Raw genomic sequence first — 22,544 nt, 5'->3', positions numbered from 1 at the left:
GGTCAGGGCGGCACGGGCGGGTTGGATACCGGTGGGGGTGAGGTGAGTTGCGAGCATCAATGGATCCCTAGGTGATCATATGGGCTCGCAAACATAGATGAGTGAGATGGCTTAAAGTAGGTATATATATCTGGCTACGTTTTTGTACAGGGGGCACTGAACGCCGATGCTTGCATCCGAAGTGCTAAGTAACTCACCGGACTGCGGCAACTTGCGCCAGCCTCCAACACCTCGCGACGAACCCGGAGTGCCACAGTGGGGCTCTTATACAGCGAGGTAGGCGATATAATGGTTTGGCCTAACCAAGTGCCGAGTTTAGCGGAATATCACGTCATCATAGGCTGGCGGCGCTCCTGCATCGGGCGGCGGTGTTGGGCCCCAATTGGTCCATCTGGCCTGATCCTCAGCTGTATACCGGGGAGGTCGTGGTTTTGACCTTATACGGAGTATTGAAAAATCGGTAAGGTCGGGGTCCAGTGGAGTGCCGGGCTTATTACGTCTCCGTAAAGTCGATAAGTTTAGGTTGTATGTTTCAATGTGTTGCTGTCGAAATCCGGCGGCATATAATTTCATCCGTGATCGTTCGGGTCGGGTCATCCCCGGAATTTTAAAGGGATCTGAACGCGTCAATATTCGTTGAGTACTATGCCTGAGCCTGTTGCTCATTGCATCGACTGCGGTCGCTCCCCGACGTGCGAAGTCTTGGCTAAAAGGAACGGCTGCTTCCGCCATGACATCAGTGAGATGGGTGATTTGGCGGTTAAGAATATTATTCTGTAGCTGGAGTGTACTGGATGATTTTCTTCCAAAGATGTTTCCAATGCCCTTGAACAATGAGATTGCGGAGCGCCCCTCATGGTCTGCAAGGTTGATCGGATCGGATCGGCTAGGCAATATACATAACTGTTAATGCCGCCCGACCGAAAAGGGCTTTGGCTATCGGCGGTAGTGAAACGCATTAGGTTAGGTATGAAAGCACGGTGGCCTATCCCTAGCAGATACCCTTCAAATTCATGCTCAAACCAATCTCCGTTTAGCCCCAAATGTGTGCCTCTATTGTTGAAATAACCAAAAGGCATATAATTGCGCTGCTCATGGTGCGCCAATTGTATTATCGTACCCGATATATTTGAAGCCAAAAGGCTGGCTTTATTGTTGATCGTCTCGCCGTTGGCTGACATGAGCGTGCTCCAGCAGAGTTCTAGGTGCAGTAGAGCGTATCGAAAATGTCAATGTAACTAGTAGATCTAATTGGTGGCACGCGGCCATAAAGCCTAATAGGTTATTCGCCCTGCCCAGTTATGTGGTTTTGGAAAAATTGCGGCCCTGCGCATCCGATGGCCCGCCCGCAGGCAGGTAAAAGTGCTGCACGGTGTGACCAATCACGGGTATTTAGCGTAGTGGTGGCACCGACGGCGTCACATCCCGCTCCACCCGCCGATCCCCCGGCACAAACCCCACCGCCTGCTTACCCTGCAAATACCACGCAAACGCAATAATCTCCGCAATCGTCAGGTACAACGCTTGCGGGATACTCTCCCCTAGCTCCAGCCGAGCCAGCAGCTTCACCAGCTCGGCGTTTTCATAGATGGGCACTTCATGCTGCTTGGCCAGGGCGAGGATGGCCTCGGCCAGTTCGTCGTCGCCCTTGGCAGACAAGGTAGGGGCGCTTTCGCCGTCGTAGGTCAGGGCGATGGCCTGGCGGGAGAAGGGCGTGCTCATGCGGTTTCGTCCACCCAGCGTTGTTCGAGTTGAGTACGCGGGCCACGAGCGGGCAGGCCCAGGTGGCAGTCCAGGTCGCCCACGGTCAGGCCGGCGCCGCCCAGGCGTTCGCGCAGGTAGCCCAGTTGGCTTTGCACCAGCGCGGCGGTGGCGGGGTTTTCTGCCCACAGTTGGCTGGACAGTTGCTCGCCCACCAGTTGCGCTTGCACCTGCAGCGGGCCGAGCGGTGCAAGGTCGAAGGCCAGTTCCAACCGCCAGAGTTTGCGTTTGGGCAGTTCGCGGCCCTCGTTGTCGCGGCGCGGCGCTTCGTCGGGGCGTTCTTCGCTTTGCAGGCGCACTTGCAGCGGCACGATGTCGCTGAAGTGGCGCAGCGGGATTTCCATTTGCCAGGTGCTTAGCAGTTTGCCGTCGGGCTGTATGCCGCTGTGTTCCAGGCTGCTCAATTGGTGGCTTTGTACCCGCGACAACACGGCGCTGGCCAGGCGCAGCAGGGTTTGCAGTTCGTCTTCGTCGTCGCGTGCGTCAACGTTGCGCAGGGGGAGCGGGAAATCTGCGTTTATGGCGCCGGCCGGGGCGGCCGCGCCAGCTTGGCCGAGGGCATTGCGCAGGCGGTTCGATTGCGGGTTGCGCGCCATGGCCTGCACCCAGGTGGCTAAGGTGGCGGGGTTGATGTATTGGCCGGCGGGGAGGTTCGGCAGCACCTGGGCGACCAGCCGCAGCAGCGCGGTTTTTAGGTCTGGCGCGGCAAGTTCCGGGCGGTGCAGGCCGGTGAGCACGCTGCTTTCGAGGAACACACCACTGTTTTGCAGGGCTTGGGCGACGGCTTGCGGGGTAACCATTTGCGCTACGTTGGGCAGGCTGGCGAGCAGGGCTTGGGCACTCTGGGCCACGCCGGCGGGCAGGTTGGGTTTGCCTTGCACGTTCTGCAGCAATGCCAGCAAGCCCGGCAATGAAGCCTGGCGGCTTTGCTGGGTGCTGAGTTGCTGTTGCACTGCCAATTGGTCCAGCCGGTTGCCCACTTGCACCCAGCGCAGCGCCTGGCTGCCTTGCACCTGTGCACTGAGCAGGCTGCCCAGGCGCAGCGGCTGCGGGCTGTCTATGGCCAGGCTTTGCCCGGCCAGGGCGGTGTTGAGCAGCACCACGGTGCTGCGGTAGGTCACGGCACCGCCAGGTGTTTGCGGTGGCAAGAGTATGCTGGTGAGCACTTTGCCTTGAAGCAGCGTACCGATTGGCAGTTGCCGGGTGTCCAGCGCGGTGAGGCTACCGCGGTTGTCGCCGGTGGGCGAGGTAACCATCAGTTGCTCGCTGAACAGCTTTTGCACCAGCAATTGCGTGCCTTGGGCCAATGGCTGGCCGGCGCCTACCTGCACTGTGAGGGTTTTGCCGTTGCCAAGGGTCAGCGCCAGCAGCAATTGGAAGCTCTGGACGTTCTGCGCCAACACCTGCTTGACAGCCAGCACTTCGGCCGTGGCGGTTTGCCCAGGCTGCAACGATTCGCCGATGGGCTGGAGCAGCTTCAACACCTCGCCGACGTTCGCGGCGTTACGCTGGGCCGTTGCCAGGGCGGCAGGTGCAGCGACGGGGTTGATTTCACTTGGCATTGAATACTAAACCGTGAAAAATTTTGAACAATTTTAAGGTTCACGGTGCTGTATGATGGCCACCCGCGAATCGTCAATGCAATGTGTATCGGCCGGTGGTGGCAACCCTTGAACCGCCGACCTGGATCGAAAGGCCACCTGTGAACCCTTATCTTCAAGCCAGCGCGCTGGCCTGCGAGCGTGACGGGCGCTTGTTGTTCGAGCACCTGGCCTTGAGCCTGGGCGCTGGCGACATGCTGCAGGTCAGCGGCCCCAATGGCGCCGGTAAAACCAGCCTGCTGCGCGTGCTCGCCGGGCTGATGGCGCCCACCGCCGGGCATGTGCGCTGCACCGCAAAGCCGCTGTGGGTCGGCCACGCGGCGGGCATCCAGGAGCGGCTCAGCGCCGAGGAAAACCTGGCCTGGTTGTGTGCATTGCATGCTACGGCTCCCGGTAAGGTCCCCGCTACGGCGCCCGCTACCGAGGGCCGCGCAGCGTACCGCGCGGCGATCTGGCAGGCCCTGGCCGAGGTGGGTTTGCGCGGCTTCGAGGACGTGCCCTGCCACAGCCTTTCGGCCGGGCAAAAGCGCCGGGTGGCGCTGGCGCGGCTGTACCTGCCGGCACCCCGGCTGTGGGTTCTCGACGAGCCTTTCACCGCGCTGGATATACAGGCGGTGGCGCAGTTGGAGGCGCACTTGGCGGCGCACTGCGAGCAGGGCGGGGCAGTGGTGCTGACCACCCACCACCTGCTAGGGCGCAGGCCGCCGGGTTTCGCCGAGCTTGCGCTCGGGGGCGCTACGGCATGAGCGTGCTGGCCGAATTGCTCAAGCGCGAGGTGCGTTTGCTCTGCCGGCGGCCAGGTGAATTGCTCAACCCGTTGGTGTTCTTCGCCATCGTGGTGGCACTGTTCCCGTTGGCGTTGGGCGCCCAGCCGCAGCTGTTGCAAGCCGTGGCACCTGGGTTGGTGTGGGTGGCGGCGTTGTTGGCGGTATTATTATCGCTGGAGGGGCTGTTTCGCAGCGATTTCGAAGACGGCTCGCTCGAACAAATGGTGCTAAGCCCGCAGCCGCTAGCCCTGCTGATGCTGGCCAAGGTGTTGGTGCATTGGCTGTTTTCCGGGCTGGCGCTGGTATTGCTGGCGCCGTTGTTGGGGGTGATGCTGGGGTTGCCGCTGGTATGCTTGCCGGTGCTATTGGCCTCCTTGTTGCTGGGCACGCCGGTGCTGAGCCTACTGGGAGCCATCGGCGCGGCGCTGACGGTGGGGCTGAAGCGCGGTGGCCTGCTGCTGGCCTTATTGGTTTTACCCCTGTATATACCCGTGCTGATTCTTGGCAGCGGGGCGTTGCAAGCGGCGTTGCAGGGCCTGCCCAGCGGCGGCTACCTGTTGTGGCTGGCAAGCTTGGCGGCGCTGGCGCTGGCGCTGGCACCGCTGGCGATTGCCGCTGGGCTGCGTATCAGCGTGGCCGAGTGAGCCTGCATAATGGAACGTGACCGTGATGAGTAGCGTGTTATGAGCTGGACCTGGTTTCACAAATGGGGCTCGCCGAAGTGGTTCTACGCCTTGGCCGGCCGCCTGCAGCCCTGGCTGGCGCTGGCCGCGGCGCTGCTATTGGCGGTGGGGGTGGTGTGGGGCTTGGCCTTCGCCCCGCCGGATTACCAACAAGGCAACAGCTTTCGCATTATCTACATCCATGTGCCTGCCGCCATGCTGGCGCAGAGCTGCTATGTGCTGATGGCGCTGGCCGGGGTGGTGAGCCTGGTGTGGAAGATGAAAGTCGCCGACATCGCCATTCACTGCGCAGCGCCGGTGGGCGCCTCGATGACCGCGCTGGCGCTGCTCACCGGGGCCATTTGGGGCAAGCCCACCTGGGGCGCCTGGTGGGTGTGGGATGCCCGGCTTACCTCGATGCTGATTTTGTTGTTTCTCTACGCCGGGGTCATCGCTTTGGGTAATGCCATCGGCAACCGCGACAGCGCCGGCAAGGCGTGCGCGGTGCTATCGATCGTGGGGGTGGTGAACATCCCGATCATCAAGTACTCGGTGCAGTGGTGGAGCACGCTGCACCAGGGCGCTACGTTCAGCCTTACGGAGAAACCGGCGATGCCCGCTGAGATGTGGCTGCCGCTGTTGTTTACCGTGTTGGGCTTTTATTGCTTGTTCGGCGCGGTGCTGCTGGCACGGATGCGCCTGGCCCTGCTGCAGCGCGAGGCGCGCAGCGGCTGGGCGCAGGCGGCCGTGCGCCAGGCCCTGGGCGGTGGGCTGGCACCATGAAATTTGCGTCATTCGCGCAATTTATCGCAATGGGGCATCATGGCCCGTTCGTATGGTCGGCCTATGCCATTGGCACCGTGGTCGTGATCTGGAATGTCGCAGCGCCTTGGCTGGCGCGGCGCCGTTACCTGCAACAAGAGGCGCGCCGTTTGCGCCGGGAGCGTCAAGCGTGAACCCCCAGCGCAAACAGCGCCTGTACATCATCATTGGCTTGGTGGCCGCGGTTGGCGCAGCGGTGGCCCTGGCCCTGAGCGCCCTGCAGCAGAATATCAACCTGTTCTACACCCCCACTCAGATCGCCAACGGCGAAGCGCCGATGGGCACGCGCATCCGCGCCGGTGGCATGGTCGAAAAAGGCTCACTGGTGCGCTCGAGCGATTCGCTGCAGGTGCGCTTCGTGGTCACCGACTTCAATAAATCGGTGGCCATTACCTACCGCGGCATTTTGCCGGACTTGTTCCGCGAAGGGCAGGGCATCGTCGCGTTGGGTAAGGTGGGCACCGATGGAGTGGTGGTGGCCGACGAGGTGCTGGCCAAGCACGATGAAAAATACATGCCGCCGGAAGTGAACAAGGCCCTCAAGGATGGCAAGCTCGCGCAGGCCGAGCCATGATCCCGGAACTCGGCCAACTGGCGATGATCCTGGCGCTGTGCTTCAGCGCGGCGTTGGGCGTGCTGCCACTGCTGGGTGCCTGGCGTGGGCAGGTGGTGTGGATGGCGTTGGCACGGCCGCTCGCTTGGGGGCAGTTCGCCTTTTTAGCTTTCGCTTTTGCCTGTTTGGCCCGCTCGTTCATGGTCGATGATTTTTCCGTGGCCTATGTGGCGCAGAATTCCAACAGTGCCTTGCCGTGGTATTACAAGTTCAGCGCGGTGTGGGGTGCCCATGAAGGTTCACTGCTGCTGTGGGCGTTGATCCTCGGCGGCTGGACCTTCGCGGTATCGATATTCTCCGGCCAGCTGCCGCGCGACATGCTGGCGCGGGTGCTGGCCGTGATGGGGTTGATCGGCACCGGTTTCATGGTGTTTTTGATCTGCACCTCCAACCCCTTCAGCCGCCTGCTACCGCAGGTGCCGGCCAATGGTCGCGACTTGAACCCGTTGTTGCAAGACTTTGGCTTGGTGGTTCACCCGCCGATGCTTTACATGGGCTACGTGGGCTTCTCGGTGGCCTTTGCCTTTGCCATCGCCGCACTGCTGGGCGGGCGCCTGGACGCGGCCTGGGCGCGCTGGTCGCGGCCCTGGACGCTGGTGGCCTGGAGCTTTCTCGGGGTGGGCATCAGCCTGGGCTCATGGTGGGCATACTACGAGCTCGGTTGGGGTGGTTGGTGGTTCTGGGACCCAGTAGAAAACGCCTCGTTGATGCCCTGGTTGGTCGGCACCGCGCTGGTTCACTCCCTCGCGGTGACGGAAAAACGCGGTGTGTTCAAAAGCTGGACGGTGCTGCTGGCCATCGCGGCGTTCTCGCTGAGCCTGATGGGCACCTTCCTGGTGCGCTCGGGTGTGCTCACCTCGGTGCATGCGTTTGCCTCCGACCCCACCCGGGGTGTGTTCATTTTGGGCTTCTTGCTGTTGGTGGTGGGGGGCTCGCTGGGGTTGTTCGCCCTGCGTGCGCCGGTGGTACGCAGCCACGCGCGGTTCGGCCTGTGGTCGCGGGAAACCCTGCTGCTGGGCAACAACTTGCTGCTGGTGGTGGCCGCCGCGACCATTTTGCTCGGCACGCTTTACCCCTTGTTGCTGGATGCCTTGACCGGGGCCAAATTGTCAGTGGGCCCGCCGTATTTCAACCTGTTGTTCCTGCCGCTGATGGCCCTGTTGATGCTGCTGCTGGCAGTGGGCGTGGTGGTGCGTTGGAAGCACACCCCTGGCCGTTGGCTGGCCGGCCTGCTCACGCCGGTGCTGGTGGCGGCCGTGGTGTTGGCGGTGCTGGGCGGTTGGTGGCTGGGTGATTTCGACTGGCCTGTGCTGGCGGTGTTCGCCTTGGCCATGTGGGTGGTGGTGGGCGGGCTGCGCGATGTGTTCGACAAAACCCGCCATACCGGGCTGGCCAGGGGTTTGCGGGGGTTGCGCCGCAGTTACTGGGCGATGCACCTGGCGCACCTGGGCATTGCCGTGTGCGCCCTGGGAGTGGTGCTTTCCAGCCAGCACAATGCCGAACGCGACCTGCGCATGGCGCCGGGCGAGGCCGTGGATGTGGGCGGTTACCACTTCGTGTTCGAAGGTTCGCAGCATGTGAATGGGCCGAACTGGAGCGCCGACCGCGCGGTAATCCGCGTGACCCAGGGCGGCCGCCCGGTCGCGGTGCTCAACCCGGAGAAGCGGCTGTACACCGCCCAGCAATCGATGATGACTGAAGCCGGCATCGACCCTGGCCTGCTGCGCGACCTCTACGTGGCGTTGGGCGAACCATTGGGCGATGGCGCTTGGGCCGTGCGGGTACACGTGAAGCCCTTCGTGCGTTGGATCTGGCTCGGTGGCGTACTGACCGCCCTGGGCGGGTTGCTCGCGGCGGCCGACGGCCGCTACCGCACCAAGGTCAAGGCCCGGGTGCGCGGCACCTTGGGTCTGAAGGAGGCGGCGGCATGAGGCGTTGGTTGTTGTTGCTGCCATTGGTGTTGTTCCTGGTGCTGGCGGTGTTTCTTTACCGGGGGCTGTTCCTCGATCCGCAAAGCTTACCTTCGGCGTTGATCGGCAAGCCGTTTCCGGCGTTCCAACTGCCCGCGGTACAGGGTGGTGGTATGCTCAGCCGCGATGCATTTCTGGGCCGCCCGGCCTTGGTGAATGTATGGGGCACCTGGTGCGTGGCCTGCCGCGATGAGCACCCGGTGCTTAACACGCTCAAGGCCCAGGGCGTGGTGATCTACGGTGTGAACTACAAGGACGACAACGCTGCCGCGCAAAAGTGGCTGGCCCAGTTCCACGACCCGTACCAACTGAATGTGGCCGACGCAGACGGCAGCCTGGGGGTAGACCTGGGCGTTTACGGGGCCCCCGAAACCTTTTTGATCGATGCCAAAGGTGTGGTTCGCTTCAAGCACGTGGGGGTGATCGACCAGCAGGTATGGCGTGAGCAGCTAGCCGGGCGTTACCAGCAATTGCTCGATGAGGCCGGCCAATGAGCCTGCGTGCTTTGCTGGCTGGTGCGGCACTTGCGCTGAGCGCCGCATTGGCGCATGCGGCGATCGACACCTATACCTTCGCCGACGATACGCAGCGCCAACGTTTCGTTGAGCTGACCGGCGAGCTGCGTTGCCCGAAGTGCCAGAACCAGGACATCGCCGACTCCAATGCACCGATTGCCGCCGACTTGCGCCGGGAAATCGTCCGTTTGCTGGGCGAGGGCAAAAGCGACCGGCAGATTATCGATTACATGGTCGACCGCTATGGCGAGTTCATTCGCTACAGGCCGGCGTTGAGCCTGCGTACTGGCCTGCTGTGGTTCGGCCCGGCGCTGTTGCTGTTGGCCGGCGCCGCGGTGGTGGCCATTAGGGTGCGCCGCCGCCAAGCGGGGGCGGCCCAGGCGCTGTCGGCCGATGAACAAGAACGCCTTGCACGCCTGCTGGATGAGCACCGCCCATGACCGATTTTTGGCTTGCCACCGCCCTGCTGTTAGGGGTGGCCATGTGTTTTATCCTGCTTCCGCTGCTGCTTCGCCGCCCGTCGCCGGCCGGCCAGGACCGCGCGGCGCTGAACGTAGCGCTGTTCGAGGAGCGGGCTGAGCAATTGCACGCACAACATGCCGACGGCCTGCTCAGCGCCGAAGACATGGCCAGTGGGCGGGCCGAAGCTGCCCGTGAGCTGCTGGCCGACGCCGATGGTGAAGAAGCGCCGCCCGCCCAGGGCCAGGACTGGCGCCTGCCGCTGTTGGTGGCCTTTGTGCTGCCCGTGCTGGCGCTGGGCTTGTACCTGCACTACGGGGCCAGCGACACGCTGGCGCTTAGCCGTAGCTTCGCCACGCCGCCGCAGTCGCTGGCAGACATGACCGCGCGCCTGGAGCAAACGGTGAAGGCCCAGCCGGATGCAGTGGAAGGGGTGTATTACCTGGCACGGACCTACATGGCGCAAAACCGCCCCGGCGATGCCGCCCCGCTGTTCGAGCGGGCGGTAGCGCTGGCCGGGCGCCGCCCGGACTTGCTGGGGCAGTGGGCGCAAGCGCTGTATTTTGCCAATGGCAAGCACTGGGGCGCGCCGATGCAGGCATTGACGGACGAAGCGCTGAAGGCCGACCCGAACGAGGTAACCAGCTTGGGGTTGCTCGGCATCGCGGGCTTCGAAAGCCAGCATTACGCCGAAGCCGCCGGTTACTGGCAGCGCCTGCAAGCCTTGCTACCGGCAGGCGACCCCGCACGCCAGGCGTTGCAGGGCGGTATCGATAAGGCCCGCCAACGAGCCGGCCTGCCACCGGCTGCCGCTGCCGAGGCCGTTGCCGGGCTGAAGGTGCAGGTCAGCCTGGCCCCGGCGTTGCGCGATAAAGTGTTGCCGGGCGATACGGTGTTCGTATTTGCCCGCGCGGTCAATGGGCCGCCGCTGCCGCTGGCGGTGAAGCGCCTGACCGTGGCAGAACTGCCTGCCACCGTCGAACTCAGCGACGCTGATGCCATGCAGCCGGCATTGAAACTGTCCGCGTTCGAGCAAGTCCAACTGGGGGCGCGCATCAGCCGCAGCGGCCAGCCCACCCAAGGTGAGTGGCTGGGGCGTGGCGCACCCATCGCCCGCGACAGTGCGGTGCTTCAGCAGCTGACCATCGATAGCCCTGACTCATGACCCGAACCCTGATATTGCCCGCCCCTGTGCGCCTGGCCGCACTCACTCTGCTGCTGGGCCTTTCGGCTTGTAGCGTGCAGCGCCCCACGCCGCAGCCGGCGCCGCCCATACCGGCCAACGTACCTGGCCCCGCCACCCAGCCGTCGGCCCCCGTGCAGCCCTCCGGCACCCCGGCACCGGGCCAAACCAAGGCAGCACCGCGCACCTCGGCAAGCTTTGCCCCGCCACCGGGCGGCCCGAGCCACTGGGACCCGGGCTTGGCGGTGTACGTGCTGGAGACTGCGGACGGCGTGTATTACCGCCAGCGCACTTACTACCGCTTCAGCGGCGGCTGGGCCTGGGCCACCAGCCCGGACGGCCCATGGCAGCCGACCGACAGTAGCGGCGTGCCCCCCGGGCTAGGGCGGATGCACCCTTGAGGCGGCGGCCGCCAGCTTTCAAGTAGTCAACCGTGCGCGGTTAAAGCCTGCCGTGGGACCTCTCAGGCACCATGGCACTTCTTGAACTTCTTCTGGCTACCGCAGGGGCAAGGATCGTTGCGGCCTACGTCCTTCAGCGTGTTGCGCAAAGGTTCTTGCGGGCCATGGTTGCAATGCGGTCCGTGCACATGGCCATGGTGGTGGTCATGGTCATGGTCATGGTTGCAGTCTGGGCCATGAACGTGAGGCGCTTGAGACATGGAATCACTCCGGGATGAACTGGGCCGGTATTATCGCATCACTGCGTTCGAGTGTGATCCAGTGGCCAAAGAATATTCCGGTTTTAAGCTCGGCTTTCAAGGTGTAATGCAACGGGCGTTCGGGGTCGCGCAGAAGCGCCCGCAAGGGTTTGAGGTGCTGCCACAGGTTGGTGCGCACCTCTATGCTATAGAAAGACGTACCGTGCGCCGGCACATTGAACCAGTCCTTGGCCTTACCCTCGGCCAGGGTGATGTCTTCGAGTGTGACGTGGTAGCGAAACCCTCGTACTGGCAGGGTACTGTCGTTGGGGTTATCGATGCGAAAGTGCAGGATGAAGGTTTGTTGCAACAGGTGGGCCTTGACCCGTTCGACCCGCAACAGGCTCACGTCGGGGGCCTGGTAACGGCCGGTGAACCAGGCCGTTGAGCAAGCCGGCAGGCACAGGGCTAAGATAAGGGCAGCCAACGCTGGTAAACGCGTCATCGCCGGGCGCCCTTGTGTGGATCAGGAGTAGTGAACCGATGAGCCTTTATGAAATCGTTTTCGAGGGCCAAGTGCAAACCGGTGCGCCGCTGGAAGCGGTAAAGGCCAACCTGGCGCGGGTGTTCCAGGCCGACACTGCGCGCATCGAGGCGCTCTTCAGCGGCCGCCGCCTGGTGCTCAAAACCGGGTTGGACGCAGCCGAGGCAGGCAAATACCGCCAGGTACTGGAGCGTGCTGGGGCCGCGGTGCAGGTCAATGCCTTGGCCGAGCCAGCCATCGAGCCCGGGCTGCCATCCGCTGAGGCGCCACGCCCGCGTGCCGAAGTGGTGCCGCGTGATCAGTACATGGCGGCCTTTGCCCATGTCGACGCGCCGGCCTACGACCTTGCCGAGCTCGGTGCCGACCTGAGCCCACCCACCGCCCCAGCGCCAGCGCCGGCCATGGACCTCAGCGGCCTGTCGCTGGCGCCGGCCGGCAGCGACATGGGCCAAGCCAAGCCCCAGGCCGCCAGTGCGGCGCCGAACACAGATCATCTGCGGCTCATCCCGTAATGAACCCCGCGCAGCACTTCTTGAATTTCTGCCCGCTGCCGCAGGGGCAAGGGTCGTTGCGGCCGGCTTGCAGCGGCACGTTGGGGTCGATGAAATACCACTGGTCGGTTTGCTGCACAAAGGCTGAGCGCTCATGGTGACTGTGCTCGCCGGTGGCGTCGTGCCAGCGCGCGGTAAAGCTCACGAAGGCATGCTCAGGCTTGCCGCCCAAGGTTTGCGTGCTGTGTACCTCCAGGCCCAGCCAGGTGGCCGAGGCGCTCCACCCCGCCATCGCTTGGCGATCCAGGCCCGGTTGTTGGGCCGGCAGGGTCGTGGCCACCAGGTAGTCGACATTGCCCAGCACGTAAGCGCTGTAGCGCGAGCGCATCAGGGTTTGCGCATCCGGCGCGCCGGCACGTGCATGGAAGCGGCCGCAGCACGCCTCCAGCAGGTCGCCACTGCCGCAAGGGCATGGGTTCATTGCGTTACCACCAGTACTTGCCAAAGTTTTCCGGGTTGGCCCAGAACTTGGCATTCAGCCAATCGGGCACCTGCTTGTAGTCCTTCACGTCGTAAGTGTAGAGCGCCAACTCCTGGCTATCGCGGGTAAAGCGCTCGGCGGCCTGCAAAGCCAGGGCGTAGAAGTCGGTGTTGGCCCAGCCGGCGGCTTGCAGATCTACCAGCACCGCCAGGCGGCCGCTGTTGAGGTTGCGTATGCCGCCTAGCAATTGCAGGGCGTCGCGCTTGGGCAGGTGTTCCAGGCAGTCGAGCACCAGCGCCAGGTCGAAGCGCCGCCCAGCCAAGGTGGCCGGCAACGGGCCAGGTGCGCTGTGGGCGACGTCGCACTCCGGGTGGGCCTGGGTAAAGGCGTCCAATGCCGGGAAACGTTGCGTGCTCACCACCAATAACGTTTGCGGTGCGTAGCGGTCGAGCAGGGCGGCTAAAGCCTGTTGGGGCGTGCGTTCGGGCATCGAAAATCCTCGTTCAAGCCACAAGAGTAGCCGGGGCAGGGATCGTTCCGATAGTGGCATTGTCACATGCGTGGCCTTGTGGTGTTCGCCACCCTTACCGGGCGAATGCGGGCCGTTGCGCTTTAATACCTTTACCGGCAGGGGCCGGAGACACAGGAGCTTCGATGATGGGCCGTTTGACGAAGGCTTTATTACCCGTACTTCTGGTCAGCAGTGTTCTCTCGGGGTGTGCCACGCACAGTGATGGAAGTGCGCCACTGAACCAAAGGAACTGGCCAATTTGTAGCGTACTCGGGGGCGCGGTGGGCGCCGGCCTGGGGGCGATCGAAAGCGGTGCCTGGGCTGCTGGTGGCGGCCTGCTCGGCGCGATAGGGGGCGGGCTGATCTGCTACGCGCAGGATGGCGACGAAGACGGCGATGGTATTTTCGACCGCCGCGACCGTTGCCCGGGAACGCCCAAAGGTACGCCGGTGAGCCATAACGGTTGCCCGCTGCCACAATACCCGGCTGCGCCACCCAAGGCCGAACCTCCACCACCGCCTCAGGAAGAGGTGATTACCTTGAGCGATGCAGGTGATGTGCTGTTCGAGTTCGATAAATCCAACCTCACGGCCGAAGCGACCGCCCAGTTGGACAAACAACTCGACAAATTGCGCGCCGCCGACGTGGTCACCATCAAGGTCGAAGGCCACACCGACAGCATGGGCACCGATGCTTACAACCAAGGCCTATCGGAACGCCGTGCGGCCAGCGTGGTGCGCTACCTGGTAGCCCATGGGGTGCAGCAGTCGAAAATCAGCAGCCAAGGCTTCGGTGAGTCGCGCCCGGTGGCGGATAACAGCACGGACGAAGGCCGGGCACAAAACCGCCGCGTGGAGCTACACATCAACCGTTGACCGTGCCACTGGCAAGGGCCTGGCCCATGGCCGCCAAGGGTTGGCCATGGGCCCTGCGCCCCGAGGGGGATAAATGTTGTTAGGGGTTTTCAAGGCGTTGATGCTGGTGTTCTGGTGGGTGGTGCTGGTGAACCTGTTCATGCCCATGGTGTGGCCGTTTCGGGCCTGGGTGAACCTGGCGGGCGCTGCCATGCTGGTGCTGCACGTGTTAGAACTGTTCGCTTTCAACGGCCACCTTCGTGACCGTTCGCACCGTAATATCGACCGCATGCAGGTCCTGCTGTTGGGGGTTTTTCATATTCAGTCGGTACCTGCGCCGATATCCCGCCCTCAATGAAGCCGCGCTGCCGCGGCCGCCATGATCACCACCCCCAGCGCCAGGTTCAGCGCGACCCAGCGGCGAACCTGCGCCAGTGCCTTGGCGGCCGCGGGCCAGTCTTCGGCGGCCACCGCTTCGCCCAGCCGCGGCAGGCCAAGGGCGTACAAGCGCAAGAACACGGCGGCCATCACGATGTAGCCGCCGATCATCCACTGCACATAACGCGGTGCCGTTTCGAACCCGTTAAAACGCCCTTGTAATACCATCAAACCAGTGGCGGGCAACAGCACCAGCGCGGCCCACACCCAGTTAAAGAAGCACCCCAGCACTTGCCACCACAGGCGCAGGCGCTGTGGCGGTGGCAACGCGGCACTGGCCGGGCGCAGCACCGCCCAAGCGAAGAACATGCCCCCCACCCACAACGCCGCCGCCAATACGTGCAGGGCGTAAGTGATCGCTTGCAATATCATGCGTAACTCCAGCCGGCGCGAGAATGCAGAAGCAGGTATGATACCGAACTTGCGACACTGATAATTTATCCAGCACTCCGCTGGCCCGGATTCCATGCTCAGTACTGAACTCAAAGCCACCATCCAGGGCGCCTACTCGCGTTTTCTCGAAGCCAAGGGGCTCAAGCCGCGCTATGGCCAACGGCTGATGATCGCCGAAATCGCCAAGGTGCTTGGCGCGGTGGCGCAAGACGACGAAGGCCGGCGCCTGGGCGAACCGGCAGTGGTGGCGGTGGAGGCCGGTACCGGCACCGGCAAAACGGTTGCCTACAGCCTGGCGGCGATCCCCGTGGCCAAGGCCGCCGGCAAGCGCTTGGTGATCGCCACCGCCACGGTGGCCCTGCAAGAGCAAATCGTCCACAAAGACCTCCCCGACCTGCTGAGCAATGCCGGGCTCAGCTTCAGCTACGCCTTGGCCAAGGGCCGTGGCCGCTATCTCTGCCTGTCTAAGCTCGACAGCCTGTTGCAAGAGGGCCAAGCGCAAACGGCCACCGCGCAGTTGTTCGAAGACGAAGGTTTTTCCATCGATGTCGACGAAGCCAGCCTGAAGCTGTTCAACAGCATGATCGAGAAACTGGCGGGCAACCAATGGGACGGTGACCGCGACAGCTGGCCGGTGGCGCTGGAAGATAAAGAGTGGGCGCAGGTGACCACCGACCATAGCCAATGCACTAACCGGCATTGCCCGAACTTCCAGCAGTGCGCCTTTTTCAAGGCCCGGGAGGGTATGGGCAAGGTTGACGTGATCGTGACCAACCATGACATGGTGCTGGCCGACCTTGCCCTGGGCGGTGGCGCTGTGCTGCCCGACCCGCGCGACACCCTCTACGTGTTCGATGAGGGCCACCACCTACCCGACAAAGCCATTGGCCACTTTGCCCATTACACACGCCTGCGCTCCACCGCCGATTGGCTCGAGCAGACTGCCCGCAACCTTACCAAGCTGTTGGCCCAGCATCCCTTGCCGGGCGACCTGGGCAAGCTGGTGGAGCAGGTGCCGGAGCTGGCGCGTGAGCTCAAGGGGCAGCAGCAGTTCATGTATGGGGCGTGCGAGCAGTTGGCCGACTTCCATGCGGGCGAAGACATGGAAGGCCGCGAGCGGCCGCGCCATCGGTTTGCCGCGGGGTTGGTTCCCGAGCACCTGCGCGACATGGGCCTGGAACTGAAAAAAGGCTTCGGCCGCCTGACCGACCTGTTCACCCGGCTCGCCGAGTTGCTCAAAGAGGGCATGGATGGCGAGAAGAACATCGGCATTGCCAGCCACCAAGCCGAGGAATGGTATCCGTTGTTCGGCAGCCTGCTGGCGCGCTCACAGGGCAATTGGGAGCTGTGGACCGCCTTCACCGTCGAAGACCCGCAAGATGCCCCGCCCATGGCGCGCTGGTTGACCCTGGTCGAGGCCGGCAACCTGCATGACATCGAAGTCAACGCAAGCCCCATCCTCGCCGCCGAGATGTTGCGGCGTACGCTGTGGAACGTGGCCTATGGCGCTTTGGTGACCTCGGCCACGCTCACCGCATTGAACCGCTTCGACCGCTTCCGCATGCGCTCGGGCATTCCGTACGATAGCGTCACGGCCGTGGTGCCCAGCCCTTTTCACCATGCCGATGCGGGGGTGCTGCGGGTGCCAGACCTCGGCGCAGACCCGCGCAACGCCCCTGCGCACACCGCGGCCATCGTGCGCGCGCTGCCGGCATTGGTCGAGGGGTCGCGGGGTACGCTGGTGTTGTTTTCTTCACGGCGGCAGATGCAGGATGTGTTCGACGGCCTGGACCGCGACTTTCGCAAGCAGGTGCTGATCCAGGGTAATCTGTCCAAGCAGGAAACCCTTAATAAACACAAGGCCCGGGTCGACGATGGCGCGAGTAGCGTGCTGTTCGGCCTGGCCAGTTTCGCCGAGGGCGTCGACCTGCCCGGCGCTTATTGCGAACACGTGGTGATCGCCAAGATCCCGTTCGCCGTACCGGACGACCCGGTGGAAGCCGCATTGGCCGAGTGGATCGAAGCGCGTGGCGGCAACCCGTTCATGGAAATTGCCGTGCCGGATGCCTCGCTGCGGTTGATCCAGGCCTGTGGGCGGCTGTTGCGTACCGAGCAAGACCGCGGCACCATCACCCTGCTTGACCGGCGGGTGGTCACCCAGCGCTACGGCAAGGCCATCCTTGCTACACTGCCACCGTTTCGCCAAGAAATTGGGTAATGTTCTTAATTAAAAGCGCCCTCCCGGTTCACAAATGCCCTGACTACTGAAACAATGCCTGCCATTTTGTGCGGTCAGCCACGGGAGCCGGCAGGTGCAGATCCAGGGCCATTTCCAACTCGAATTCGAACCAGTACGCGACGCCTTCGCCGCGCTGTTCGACGACCCCCAGGAACGCGGCGCGGCGTTGTGCATTCAACGGGGCGGTGAGACGGTAGTGGACCTGTGGGCCGGCAGCGCCGACAAGGACGGGCAACAGGCCTGGCACAGCGATACCATCCTTAACCTGTTCTCTTGTACCAAGGCATTCACCTCGGTCGCGGTGCTGCAGTTGGCCGCCGAAGGTAAACTGGACCTCGATGCGCCAGTGGCGCGCTATTGGCCCGAGTTCGCCGCAGCCGGTAAGGCCGAGGTTACGGTGCGCCAACTGTTGTGCCACCGCGCCGGCTTGCCGGCCATCCGCCAGGCGCTGGCGCCAGAAGCGTTGTACCGGTGGCAAACGATGGTCGGCGTGCTGGCCGCCGAAGCGCCGTGGTGGGAACCCGGTACCGCTCACGGTTATGCCGCGGTCACGTTTGGCTGGTTGCTCGGTGAACTGCTGCGGCGTGTAGAAGACCGCGAACCAGGGCCAGTGATTGTCGACCGGGTCGCGCGGCCGCTGGGGCTGGACTTTCACATCGGGTTAGCCGACAGCGAATTCGACCGCGTCGCGCACATCGCGCGGGGCAAGGGGAATGCTGGCGACGAAGCGGCCAGGCGCCTGCTGCAGGTTACCCTGCACCAACCCGAAGCCTTAAGTGCCCTCGCTTTCACCAACCCGCCTGGCATGCTAACCAGCACGAACAAACCCGAATGGCGGCGTATGCAGCAGCCCGCGGCGAATGGCCATGGTAATGCACGCAGCCTGGCTGGCTTTTATGCCGGCCTGCTCGATGGGACATTGCTCGACCCGCATTGGCTCGCGCAAATGACCCGTGAACACAGTTACGGTGAAGACTTGACGCTGCTGACCAGCACCCGGTTTGGCTTGGGAGTCATGCTCGATCAGCCGGGCAAGGGTAATGCCACGTTCGGCATGGGGCCGCGTGCCTTTGGCCACCCGGGTGCTGGCGGTAGCTGCGGGTTTGCCGACCCCGCCAAGGATGTGGCATTTGGTTTCGTCACCAATACGTTGGGGCCCTATATCCTGATGGACCCCCGCGCGCAGCGGCTGGCCCAGGTACTCGCCCGTTGCATACCGTGAATAAGGCGACCGGCGGTCAACTTTTGTGTGGTTAATGATCTACTATCTCAATCAATAAGTTATACGGGTTTTTTAACCCGCTTTATCAATCAACGCCTGGAACGCTCAATGTACGCAAAAAAATCCCTCGCCCTGGCCCTTTGCCTAGCCATTACCGGTTGCGCCACCAGTGGCGCGCAGGATGCCAAGAGCGCGAGCGCAGACAGCAGTTACAAGTGGTGGCCATTTGGCAGCTCGAACGCGATGGCTAAATCGGGCGCCGAGCAGGCCCCTGAGAATGACGTGGAGCAGGCCGTCAAGGCCCGTGTTGCGCAGGCTGAGGCCAAGCCTGCGCCGGTGGCCCAGGCCGCCAACGCCAAGGGCAGCGAGAACCCTTGGTGGTGGCCATTCGGTGCCGGTGAAAGCACGGCCAAGGCTGAGGCGGCCAAACCTGTAGCGGCGGTGCCGAAGGTGGACCCGGTGCTAACCCAGGCATTCCTTGATCAGTACGAACCCAAAGTGCGCGAAGCGATCAAGGGCAGCAAGTTCCAAGTAGAGCGGCGCGATGACGTGCTGGTGGTCACCGCGCCTGTGGATGCCTCGTTCAACCCTGACCGCCCGGCCATGCTGTTGCCAGCCGCGCTGGGGCCCATCACCAATGTCGCCAAGTTACTCGAGCCTGACCAGCAGGGTGCCGTGCTCATTCTTGGCCATGCCGACGCTGCCGGCGCGGCAGATGTGAACAAGAAACTTAGCCTGGAGCGTGCCCAGTCGGTGGCGGCGATCTTCCGCCTCAGTGGCCTTGAGCGTACCCGCCTGAGCCTTCGCGGCATGGGCTCGTTGATGCCGCGCGCTGCCAATGACAGCGCACCCGGCCGGGCACTGAACCGCCGGGTAGAAATGATCGTGACGCCGCAGAACACCATGATCGCGCTGATGGCCAAGTACGACCTGCCGCCAACCGCGGTGCCACAAATGGTGGCGATGCAAGACGTGAAGGCTGAGCCTGAGCCCGTCGCCAAGCCGGCATCGACGTCGAAGAAAACCGTGGCCGCGAAAAAAGCCGCGCCCACCAAAAAAGTAGCGACCAAGGCCACTGCTGCGAAGAAGGCCGCTGCCAAAAAGCCAGTGGTTGACCAGCAAGCGTCCAACTGATTGTTGGGAGGAAAGCCCGCGATGAGCCAGGCATTGGCCGATATGCGCCGGGATTACACCCGAGACGGTTTGAGCGAGGCGTCGGCCCCGGCCGAGCCGTTCGCCTTGTTTCGCCAATGGTTCGAGGAGGCCGTGCAGACCGAGCAGCCGCCGGTCGAGGCCAATGCCATGACCTTGGCCACCGTCGATGCACAGGGCCGGCCGCATTGCCGGGTGTTGTTGCTCAAGGCGCTCGATGAAGAGGGTTTTACGTTCTTCACCAATTACGAAAGCGCCAAAGGCCAGCACCTGGCGCAGAACGCCTTCGCGGCAATGACCTTCTTCTGGCCGGCATTGGAGCGCCAAGTACGCATCGAAGGGCGCGCCCTGCAAGTGGCCGCCGCCGAGTCTGAGGCCTATTACCAGGTTCGCCCCTTGGGCAGCCGCCTGGGTGCCTGGGCCTCGCCACAAAGCCGAGTGATCGCCGACCGGGCAGCGCTCGAGGGCCTGCTCAAGGCCACCGAGCAACGTTTTGGCGACACGCCGCCGCATTGCCCCGAACATTGGGGCGGGTATCGCCTGGTGCCTGATCGCATTGAATTCTGGCAAGGGCGCCCCAGCCGCCTGCATGACCGCCTGAACTACCGCTTGGCCCACGGCCTATGGCTGCGTGAGCGCCTGGCGCCCTGAGCGCTTCGCCTCGCGGTGGTCGCCCATTCCTACGCCCGCCCGGCAAGCCTGGCGAGCTGTACGCCTGCTGAATGAACACATTTTTGTACCTTACACCCCGTGACACATCGCACCGCCTGGCGTCTAATGGTGTCGAGTCCTACGGAGTATGTTCCATGCGTAAACCTGTATTGCTGGTCGCTGCTTTTACCGTTTCATCCCTGTTTCTGGGTGGTTGTGCCTCTAGCCTGGAGGGGGATGTGTATTCTCGCGATGAGGCGCGCCAGGTGCAAACCGTGCGCATGGGTACCATCGAAGCGCTACGGCCGGTGCGTATCGAAGGCACCAAAACGCCGATCGGCACGGGTGCTGGCGCTATTGTCGGCGGTGTGGCTGGGTCTGCGATAGGGGGTGGGCGCGGCAGCATCGTCGCCGCGGTGATCGGCGCGGTAGCGGGCGGCTTTGCAGGCTCGGCCGCCGAAGAGGGGCTGACCCGCACCCAGGGTGTAGAAATCACTGTGCGGGAAGACGACGGCAGTACGCGCGCCTATGTGCAGCAAGTGCAGCCCAATGAGATTTTTCGCACCGGTGAGCGAGTTCGCATCATGACCGTCGATGGCACCAGCCGCGTTGCTCATTGACCTAGCGCGGCGGGCTCCGCGCGAGCCCGCCCGTTTTCGCTCCCGCATTCAGCGCTTAAGGTTTGCCCTGAGCACCGTATAGCCGAGCAATGCCGCCAGGCATGACCCTGTAAGGATACCCAGCCGATCCTCACCGGCATAGGGGCTGCTGGCCGCATCGAAGGCCAACGAGCCCACGAAGATGCTCATGGTGAAGCCAATCCCACAGAGCAGCGCTACGCCGAGCAACTGCCCCCAATTCGCCCCATGTGGCATCGCGGCCCAGCGCAGGCGAATCGCCAACCAGGTTAACCCGAACACGCCCAGCATCTTGCCCAGCACCAGGCCCGAGGCAATGCCCAGTGGCACGCCGTGGGTGAAGCTCGCCGCGCTGATGCCGGCCAGCGAGATACCAGCATTGGCAAAGGCGAATACCGGCAGGATGACATACGCCACCCAGGGGTGCAGGGCATGTTCGAGGATGATCAGCGGCGAGCGTTCGCCCCGCAGGGGAATGAAAAACGCCAGCGCCACGCCGGCCAGGGTGGCGTGCACACCGCTTTTCAGCACGCATACCCATAGCACCAGGCCTACCAACAGATACGGGCCTAACGCGCGAACGCCCAGGCGGTTCAAGGCCAGCAATACCCCCAGGCAAGCGGCGGCCAGCCCCAAAGCCGCGCCGGATACCTCGGCCGAATAGAACAGGGCGATGATCACGATGGCGCCGAGGTCGTCGATGATTGCCAGGGTCATCAGGAACAATTTCAGCGAGGTAGGCACGCGTTTGCCGAGCAGGGCCAGTACGCCAAGGGCGAAGGCGATGTCGGTAGCGGTAGGAATCGCCCAGCCCGCCAAGGCTGCCTCATCACCGTGGTTGGTGGCGACATAGATCAGCGCGGGCACCAGCATCCCGCCCAAGGCCGCAGCGCCGGGCAGCGCGACCTGAGAGAAGCGTGCCAGTTGCCCCTGGAGCACTTCGCGCTTGATTTCCAGCCCGATCAGCAGGAAGAACAGCGCCATCAGCAGATCGTTGATCCACAACAGTGCGGGTTTGGCGATGTCCAGCGGGCCCAGGCGCACTTGTACCGGTGCGTCGAGAAAACCCTGATACCAGGCGGCCAGCGAGGAATTGTTGATAATCAAGGCCAGCACGGCGGCGGCGATCAACAACAGGCCGCTTGCGGCCTCCATGGCAAAGAAACGTTTCAGCGATAGACGCAGGGACACGACCCAGCCCTCCATGACTATACGAAAAGGTGGCCTACCCTAACCGCAAGGCGTTGAGGTTTAAATAAAAACTATATTCTTTTTTGGAATATAGGATTTATCCTGGTCCCGTAAATGCTGGTCAATAGCCGTATAAGCTAATTAGTTTCAAAACGTTTCGTTATAAAAACATCTTTTCAAGGCGTGCCATCAGCCGAAGTGAATGGCCGGTACCGGCGCCAACCTTACCGTTTGCTGCTTGCGGGGTGCCAGGATCTCTGCCACGCCATCGACGACCAGCTCGCCACGCTGGTTGAACACGCGGGTGGCCACGCGCACCTTGAGCTTCGGCAATTTTTCGAGGATCTCCAAGCGCACGGTGAGGGTGTCGCCCAGCTTCACCGGCTTTTCGAAGGTCATCTGCTGGCCCAGGTAGATAGTGCCTGGGCCCGGCAATTCGCACGCCACTGCCGCGCTGATCAGTGCGCCGCTGAACATGCCGTGGGCAATGCGCTCCTTGAACAGTGTTTTGGCGGCGTATTCAGCATCGAGGTGTACCGGGTTATGGTCGCCGCTCATGGCCGCGAACAACTGGATGTCACGCTCCTCCACAGTCTTGCTGTATGAGGCGGTTTGGCCGACCTCTAGTGCGTCGTACGGCGTGTTGCTGACTTCGGTCATGGAGTGGCAATCCTTCACGGTCGGTAAAAAAGTGCCACAGTGTAGCGCGCCGCAGGCGCATGCGAATGAAATCCCTTGATTTGCCT

General features: G+C 63.1%; 28 protein-coding genes. 18 read left to right on the top strand and 10 right to left on the bottom strand.

Annotated elements, in window-relative coordinates:
* Positions 1-662 precede the first annotated feature (662 nt).
* The 3 genes from HAQ05_RS29550 to fliK all read right to left on the bottom strand — a co-directional run bounded on the left by HAQ05_RS29550 (position 663) and on the right by fliK (position 3,323).
* On the bottom strand, positions 663-1,079 hold the full coding sequence (locus tag HAQ05_RS29550; RefSeq protein WP_420825794.1) for an RHS repeat-associated core domain-containing protein: 417 nt from the start codon (positions 1,077-1,079) through the stop codon (positions 663-665).
* 313 nt (positions 1,080-1,392) lie between these two features.
* The gene (locus tag HAQ05_RS23695) at positions 1,393-1,722 is read right to left on the bottom strand and encodes an EscU/YscU/HrcU family type III secretion system export apparatus switch protein (RefSeq protein WP_190425417.1); all 330 of its coding nucleotides are present in this window, start codon (positions 1,720-1,722) and stop codon (positions 1,393-1,395) included.
* On the bottom strand, positions 1,719-3,323 hold the full coding sequence (gene fliK / locus HAQ05_RS23690) for a flagellar hook-length control protein FliK (RefSeq protein ID WP_190425415.1): 1,605 nt from the start codon (positions 3,321-3,323) through the stop codon (positions 1,719-1,721). The genes HAQ05_RS23695 and fliK overlap by 4 nt, the downstream gene beginning before the upstream one ends.
* Positions 3,324-3,463: 140 nt before the next feature.
* Between fliK and ccmA the strand changes: the two genes are divergently transcribed.
* Genes ccmA through HAQ05_RS23640 form a run of 10 tightly spaced genes read left to right on the top strand, consistent with a single transcriptional unit; the run spans position 3,464 to position 10,754 of the window.
* Positions 3,464-4,108 carry a cytochrome c biogenesis heme-transporting ATPase CcmA gene (ccmA, locus tag HAQ05_RS23685; protein ID WP_190425412.1) on the top strand — a complete coding sequence of 215 codons (645 nt, stop codon included), beginning with the start codon at positions 3,464-3,466 and terminating at the stop codon, positions 4,106-4,108.
* Positions 4,105-4,773, top strand: a complete 669-nt coding sequence (gene ccmB, locus HAQ05_RS23680; RefSeq protein WP_190425409.1) for a heme exporter protein CcmB — start codon at positions 4,105-4,107, stop codon at positions 4,771-4,773. The genes ccmA and ccmB overlap by 4 nt, the downstream gene beginning before the upstream one ends.
* A 39-nt stretch (positions 4,774-4,812) precedes the next feature.
* A complete protein-coding gene (locus HAQ05_RS23675) occupies positions 4,813-5,574 on the top strand; it encodes a heme ABC transporter permease (RefSeq protein ID WP_190425407.1) in 762 nt (253 codons plus the stop codon).
* On the top strand, positions 5,571-5,747 hold the full coding sequence (gene ccmD / locus HAQ05_RS23670; protein ID WP_190425405.1) for a heme exporter protein CcmD: 177 nt from the start codon (positions 5,571-5,573) through the stop codon (positions 5,745-5,747). Before HAQ05_RS23675 ends, ccmD begins: the two co-directional genes overlap by 4 nt.
* Positions 5,744-6,187, top strand: coding sequence for a cytochrome c maturation protein CcmE (ccmE, locus tag HAQ05_RS23665; protein ID WP_190425403.1), 444 nt, complete (start codon positions 5,744-5,746; stop codon positions 6,185-6,187). The genes ccmD and ccmE overlap by 4 nt, the downstream gene beginning before the upstream one ends.
* A complete protein-coding gene (locus HAQ05_RS23660) occupies positions 6,184-8,157 on the top strand; it encodes a heme lyase CcmF/NrfE family subunit (RefSeq protein ID WP_190425401.1) in 1,974 nt (657 codons plus the stop codon). Before ccmE ends, HAQ05_RS23660 begins: the two co-directional genes overlap by 4 nt.
* On the top strand, positions 8,154-8,690 hold the full coding sequence (locus HAQ05_RS23655; protein WP_190425399.1) for a DsbE family thiol:disulfide interchange protein: 537 nt from the start codon (positions 8,154-8,156) through the stop codon (positions 8,688-8,690). The genes HAQ05_RS23660 and HAQ05_RS23655 overlap by 4 nt, the downstream gene beginning before the upstream one ends.
* Positions 8,691-8,692: 2 nt before the next feature.
* Entirely contained in the window at positions 8,693-9,151 is a 459-nt protein-coding gene (locus tag HAQ05_RS23650) for a cytochrome c-type biogenesis protein (protein WP_190425433.1), read from the top strand.
* On the top strand, positions 9,148-10,335 hold the full coding sequence (gene ccmI, locus HAQ05_RS23645) for a c-type cytochrome biogenesis protein CcmI (RefSeq protein ID WP_190425395.1): 1,188 nt from the start codon (positions 9,148-9,150) through the stop codon (positions 10,333-10,335). Before HAQ05_RS23650 ends, ccmI begins: the two co-directional genes overlap by 4 nt.
* Positions 10,336-10,349: 14 nt before the next feature.
* Positions 10,350-10,754: a hypothetical protein gene (locus tag HAQ05_RS23640; RefSeq protein WP_190425429.1), complete on the top strand. Its 405-nt coding sequence runs from the start codon at positions 10,350-10,352 to the stop codon at positions 10,752-10,754.
* 62 nt (positions 10,755-10,816) lie between these two features.
* Here HAQ05_RS23640 and HAQ05_RS23635 read toward each other — a convergent pair whose 3' ends face one another.
* Both HAQ05_RS23635 and HAQ05_RS23630 read right to left on the bottom strand, forming a co-directional pair.
* A complete protein-coding gene (locus tag HAQ05_RS23635) occupies positions 10,817-11,014 on the bottom strand; it encodes an SEC-C metal-binding domain-containing protein (protein ID WP_190425384.1) in 198 nt (65 codons plus the stop codon).
* A 4-nt stretch (positions 11,015-11,018) separates the two neighbouring features.
* A complete protein-coding gene (locus HAQ05_RS23630) occupies positions 11,019-11,498 on the bottom strand; it encodes an LEA/WHy family protein (protein WP_190425382.1) in 480 nt (159 codons plus the stop codon).
* Between the two features lie 38 nt (positions 11,499-11,536).
* Here HAQ05_RS23630 and HAQ05_RS23625 point away from each other — a divergent pair, with 38 nt between their 5' ends.
* On the top strand, positions 11,537-12,049 hold the full coding sequence (locus HAQ05_RS23625; RefSeq protein WP_190425379.1) for a hypothetical protein: 513 nt from the start codon (positions 11,537-11,539) through the stop codon (positions 12,047-12,049).
* On the opposite strand, the gene HAQ05_RS23620 is transcribed toward HAQ05_RS23625, so the two are convergent.
* Positions 12,039-12,509 (bottom strand): YchJ family protein, encoded by a 471-nt coding sequence (locus HAQ05_RS23620; RefSeq protein WP_238936575.1) that lies wholly within the window; start codon positions 12,507-12,509, stop codon positions 12,039-12,041. The genes HAQ05_RS23625 and HAQ05_RS23620 overlap by 11 nt on opposite strands.
* Before the next feature lie 4 nt (positions 12,510-12,513).
* Positions 12,514-12,999 carry a DUF6231 family protein gene (locus HAQ05_RS23615; RefSeq protein WP_190425373.1) on the bottom strand — a complete coding sequence of 162 codons (486 nt, stop codon included), beginning with the start codon at positions 12,997-12,999 and terminating at the stop codon, positions 12,514-12,516.
* 167 nt (positions 13,000-13,166) lie between these two features.
* On the opposite strand from HAQ05_RS23615, the gene HAQ05_RS23610 reads away from it, so the two are divergent.
* Together HAQ05_RS23610 and HAQ05_RS23605 are read left to right on the top strand one after the other, a co-directional pair.
* Positions 13,167-13,895 carry a PA1041 family peptidoglycan-binding anchor lipoprotein gene (locus tag HAQ05_RS23610; protein ID WP_190425370.1) on the top strand — a complete coding sequence of 243 codons (729 nt, stop codon included), beginning with the start codon at positions 13,167-13,169 and terminating at the stop codon, positions 13,893-13,895.
* 73 nt (positions 13,896-13,968) lie between these two features.
* The gene (locus tag HAQ05_RS23605; protein ID WP_190425367.1) at positions 13,969-14,232 is read left to right on the top strand and encodes a DUF1145 domain-containing protein; all 264 of its coding nucleotides are present in this window, start codon (positions 13,969-13,971) and stop codon (positions 14,230-14,232) included.
* Here HAQ05_RS23605 and HAQ05_RS23600 read toward each other — a convergent pair.
* Positions 14,226-14,684, bottom strand: a complete 459-nt coding sequence (locus HAQ05_RS23600) for a CopD family protein (protein ID WP_190425364.1) — start codon at positions 14,682-14,684, stop codon at positions 14,226-14,228. The two genes, HAQ05_RS23605 and HAQ05_RS23600, sit on opposite strands and share 7 nt — an antisense overlap.
* A 94-nt stretch (positions 14,685-14,778) precedes the next feature.
* Between HAQ05_RS23600 and dinG the strand changes: the two genes are divergently transcribed.
* The 5 genes from dinG (at position 14,779) to HAQ05_RS23575 (ending at position 20,589) form a co-directional block, all read left to right on the top strand.
* Positions 14,779-16,923 (top strand): ATP-dependent DNA helicase DinG, encoded by a 2,145-nt coding sequence (dinG, locus tag HAQ05_RS23595; RefSeq protein WP_190425361.1) that lies wholly within the window; start codon positions 14,779-14,781, stop codon positions 16,921-16,923.
* Between the two features lie 94 nt (positions 16,924-17,017).
* Positions 17,018-18,166: a serine hydrolase gene (locus HAQ05_RS23590; RefSeq protein ID WP_190425358.1), complete on the top strand. Its 1,149-nt coding sequence runs from the start codon at positions 17,018-17,020 to the stop codon at positions 18,164-18,166.
* A 108-nt stretch (positions 18,167-18,274) separates the two neighbouring features.
* Positions 18,275-19,300 carry an OmpA family protein gene (locus HAQ05_RS23585; protein ID WP_190425356.1) on the top strand — a complete coding sequence of 342 codons (1,026 nt, stop codon included), beginning with the start codon at positions 18,275-18,277 and terminating at the stop codon, positions 19,298-19,300.
* Between the two features lie 21 nt (positions 19,301-19,321).
* Positions 19,322-19,969: a pyridoxamine 5'-phosphate oxidase gene (pdxH, locus tag HAQ05_RS23580; protein WP_190425353.1), complete on the top strand. Its 648-nt coding sequence runs from the start codon at positions 19,322-19,324 to the stop codon at positions 19,967-19,969.
* Positions 19,970-20,124: 155 nt separating this feature from the next.
* Entirely contained in the window at positions 20,125-20,589 is a 465-nt protein-coding gene (locus HAQ05_RS23575) for an outer membrane lipoprotein (RefSeq protein WP_190425350.1), read from the top strand.
* A gap of 48 nt (positions 20,590-20,637) precedes the next feature.
* On the opposite strand, the gene nhaA is transcribed toward HAQ05_RS23575, so the two are convergent.
* Both nhaA and HAQ05_RS23565 read right to left on the bottom strand, forming a co-directional pair.
* Entirely contained in the window at positions 20,638-21,798 is a 1,161-nt protein-coding gene (nhaA, locus tag HAQ05_RS23570) for a Na+/H+ antiporter NhaA (RefSeq protein WP_190425346.1), read from the bottom strand.
* Between the two features lie 189 nt (positions 21,799-21,987).
* Positions 21,988-22,458 carry a MaoC family dehydratase gene (locus HAQ05_RS23565; RefSeq protein ID WP_190425342.1) on the bottom strand — a complete coding sequence of 157 codons (471 nt, stop codon included), beginning with the start codon at positions 22,456-22,458 and terminating at the stop codon, positions 21,988-21,990.
* Positions 22,459-22,544: the final 86 nt, after the last annotated feature.

Origin of the sequence: Pseudomonas typographi (assembly GCF_014694385.1) — a bacterium.
Taxonomy (GTDB): Bacteria; Pseudomonadota; Gammaproteobacteria; order Pseudomonadales; family Pseudomonadaceae; genus Aquipseudomonas; species Aquipseudomonas typographi.
This window is presented reverse-complemented; position numbering and strand designations above follow the sequence as displayed.

What these genes read in the sequence shown, in the direction of transcription:
- HAQ05_RS23585 (WP_190425356.1), top strand. Translation starts at nt 18,275, where the DNA reads ATGTACGCAAAAAAATCCCTCGCCCTGGCCCTTTGCCTAGCCATTACC.
- HAQ05_RS23675 (WP_190425407.1), top strand. Translation starts at nt 4,813, where the DNA reads ATGAGCTGGACCTGGTTTCACAAATGGGGCTCGCCGAAGTGGTTCTAC.
- fliK (WP_190425415.1), bottom strand. Translation starts at nt 3,323, where the DNA reads ATGCCAAGTGAAATCAACCCCGTCGCTGCACCTGCCGCCCTGGCAACG.
- HAQ05_RS23630 (WP_190425382.1), bottom strand. Translation starts at nt 11,498, where the DNA reads ATGACGCGTTTACCAGCGTTGGCTGCCCTTATCTTAGCCCTGTGCCTG.
- HAQ05_RS23565 (WP_190425342.1), bottom strand. Translation starts at nt 22,458, where the DNA reads ATGACCGAAGTCAGCAACACGCCGTACGACGCACTAGAGGTCGGCCAA.
- ccmD (WP_190425405.1), top strand. Translation starts at nt 5,571, where the DNA reads ATGAAATTTGCGTCATTCGCGCAATTTATCGCAATGGGGCATCATGGC.
- HAQ05_RS23620 (WP_238936575.1), bottom strand. Translation starts at nt 12,509, where the DNA reads ATGAACCCATGCCCTTGCGGCAGTGGCGACCTGCTGGAGGCGTGCTGC.
- HAQ05_RS29550 (WP_420825794.1), bottom strand. Translation starts at nt 1,079, where the DNA reads ATGCCTTTTGGTTATTTCAACAATAGAGGCACACATTTGGGGCTAAAC.
- HAQ05_RS23655 (WP_190425399.1), top strand. Translation starts at nt 8,154, where the DNA reads ATGAGGCGTTGGTTGTTGTTGCTGCCATTGGTGTTGTTCCTGGTGCTG.
- dinG (WP_190425361.1), top strand. Translation starts at nt 14,779, where the DNA reads ATGCTCAGTACTGAACTCAAAGCCACCATCCAGGGCGCCTACTCGCGT.
- HAQ05_RS23695 (WP_190425417.1), bottom strand. Translation starts at nt 1,722, where the DNA reads ATGAGCACGCCCTTCTCCCGCCAGGCCATCGCCCTGACCTACGACGGC.
- HAQ05_RS23625 (WP_190425379.1), top strand. Translation starts at nt 11,537, where the DNA reads ATGAGCCTTTATGAAATCGTTTTCGAGGGCCAAGTGCAAACCGGTGCG.
- ccmB (WP_190425409.1), top strand. Translation starts at nt 4,105, where the DNA reads ATGAGCGTGCTGGCCGAATTGCTCAAGCGCGAGGTGCGTTTGCTCTGC.
- HAQ05_RS23635 (WP_190425384.1), bottom strand. Translation starts at nt 11,014, where the DNA reads ATGTCTCAAGCGCCTCACGTTCATGGCCCAGACTGCAACCATGACCAT.
- HAQ05_RS23605 (WP_190425367.1), top strand. Translation starts at nt 13,969, where the DNA reads ATGTTGTTAGGGGTTTTCAAGGCGTTGATGCTGGTGTTCTGGTGGGTG.
- ccmI (WP_190425395.1), top strand. Translation starts at nt 9,148, where the DNA reads ATGACCGATTTTTGGCTTGCCACCGCCCTGCTGTTAGGGGTGGCCATG.
- HAQ05_RS23610 (WP_190425370.1), top strand. Translation starts at nt 13,167, where the DNA reads ATGGGCCGTTTGACGAAGGCTTTATTACCCGTACTTCTGGTCAGCAGT.
- HAQ05_RS23600 (WP_190425364.1), bottom strand. Translation starts at nt 14,684, where the DNA reads ATGATATTGCAAGCGATCACTTACGCCCTGCACGTATTGGCGGCGGCG.
- HAQ05_RS23660 (WP_190425401.1), top strand. Translation starts at nt 6,184, where the DNA reads ATGATCCCGGAACTCGGCCAACTGGCGATGATCCTGGCGCTGTGCTTC.
- pdxH (WP_190425353.1), top strand. Translation starts at nt 19,322, where the DNA reads ATGAGCCAGGCATTGGCCGATATGCGCCGGGATTACACCCGAGACGGT.
- HAQ05_RS23575 (WP_190425350.1), top strand. Translation starts at nt 20,125, where the DNA reads ATGCGTAAACCTGTATTGCTGGTCGCTGCTTTTACCGTTTCATCCCTG.
- HAQ05_RS23615 (WP_190425373.1), bottom strand. Translation starts at nt 12,999, where the DNA reads ATGCCCGAACGCACGCCCCAACAGGCTTTAGCCGCCCTGCTCGACCGC.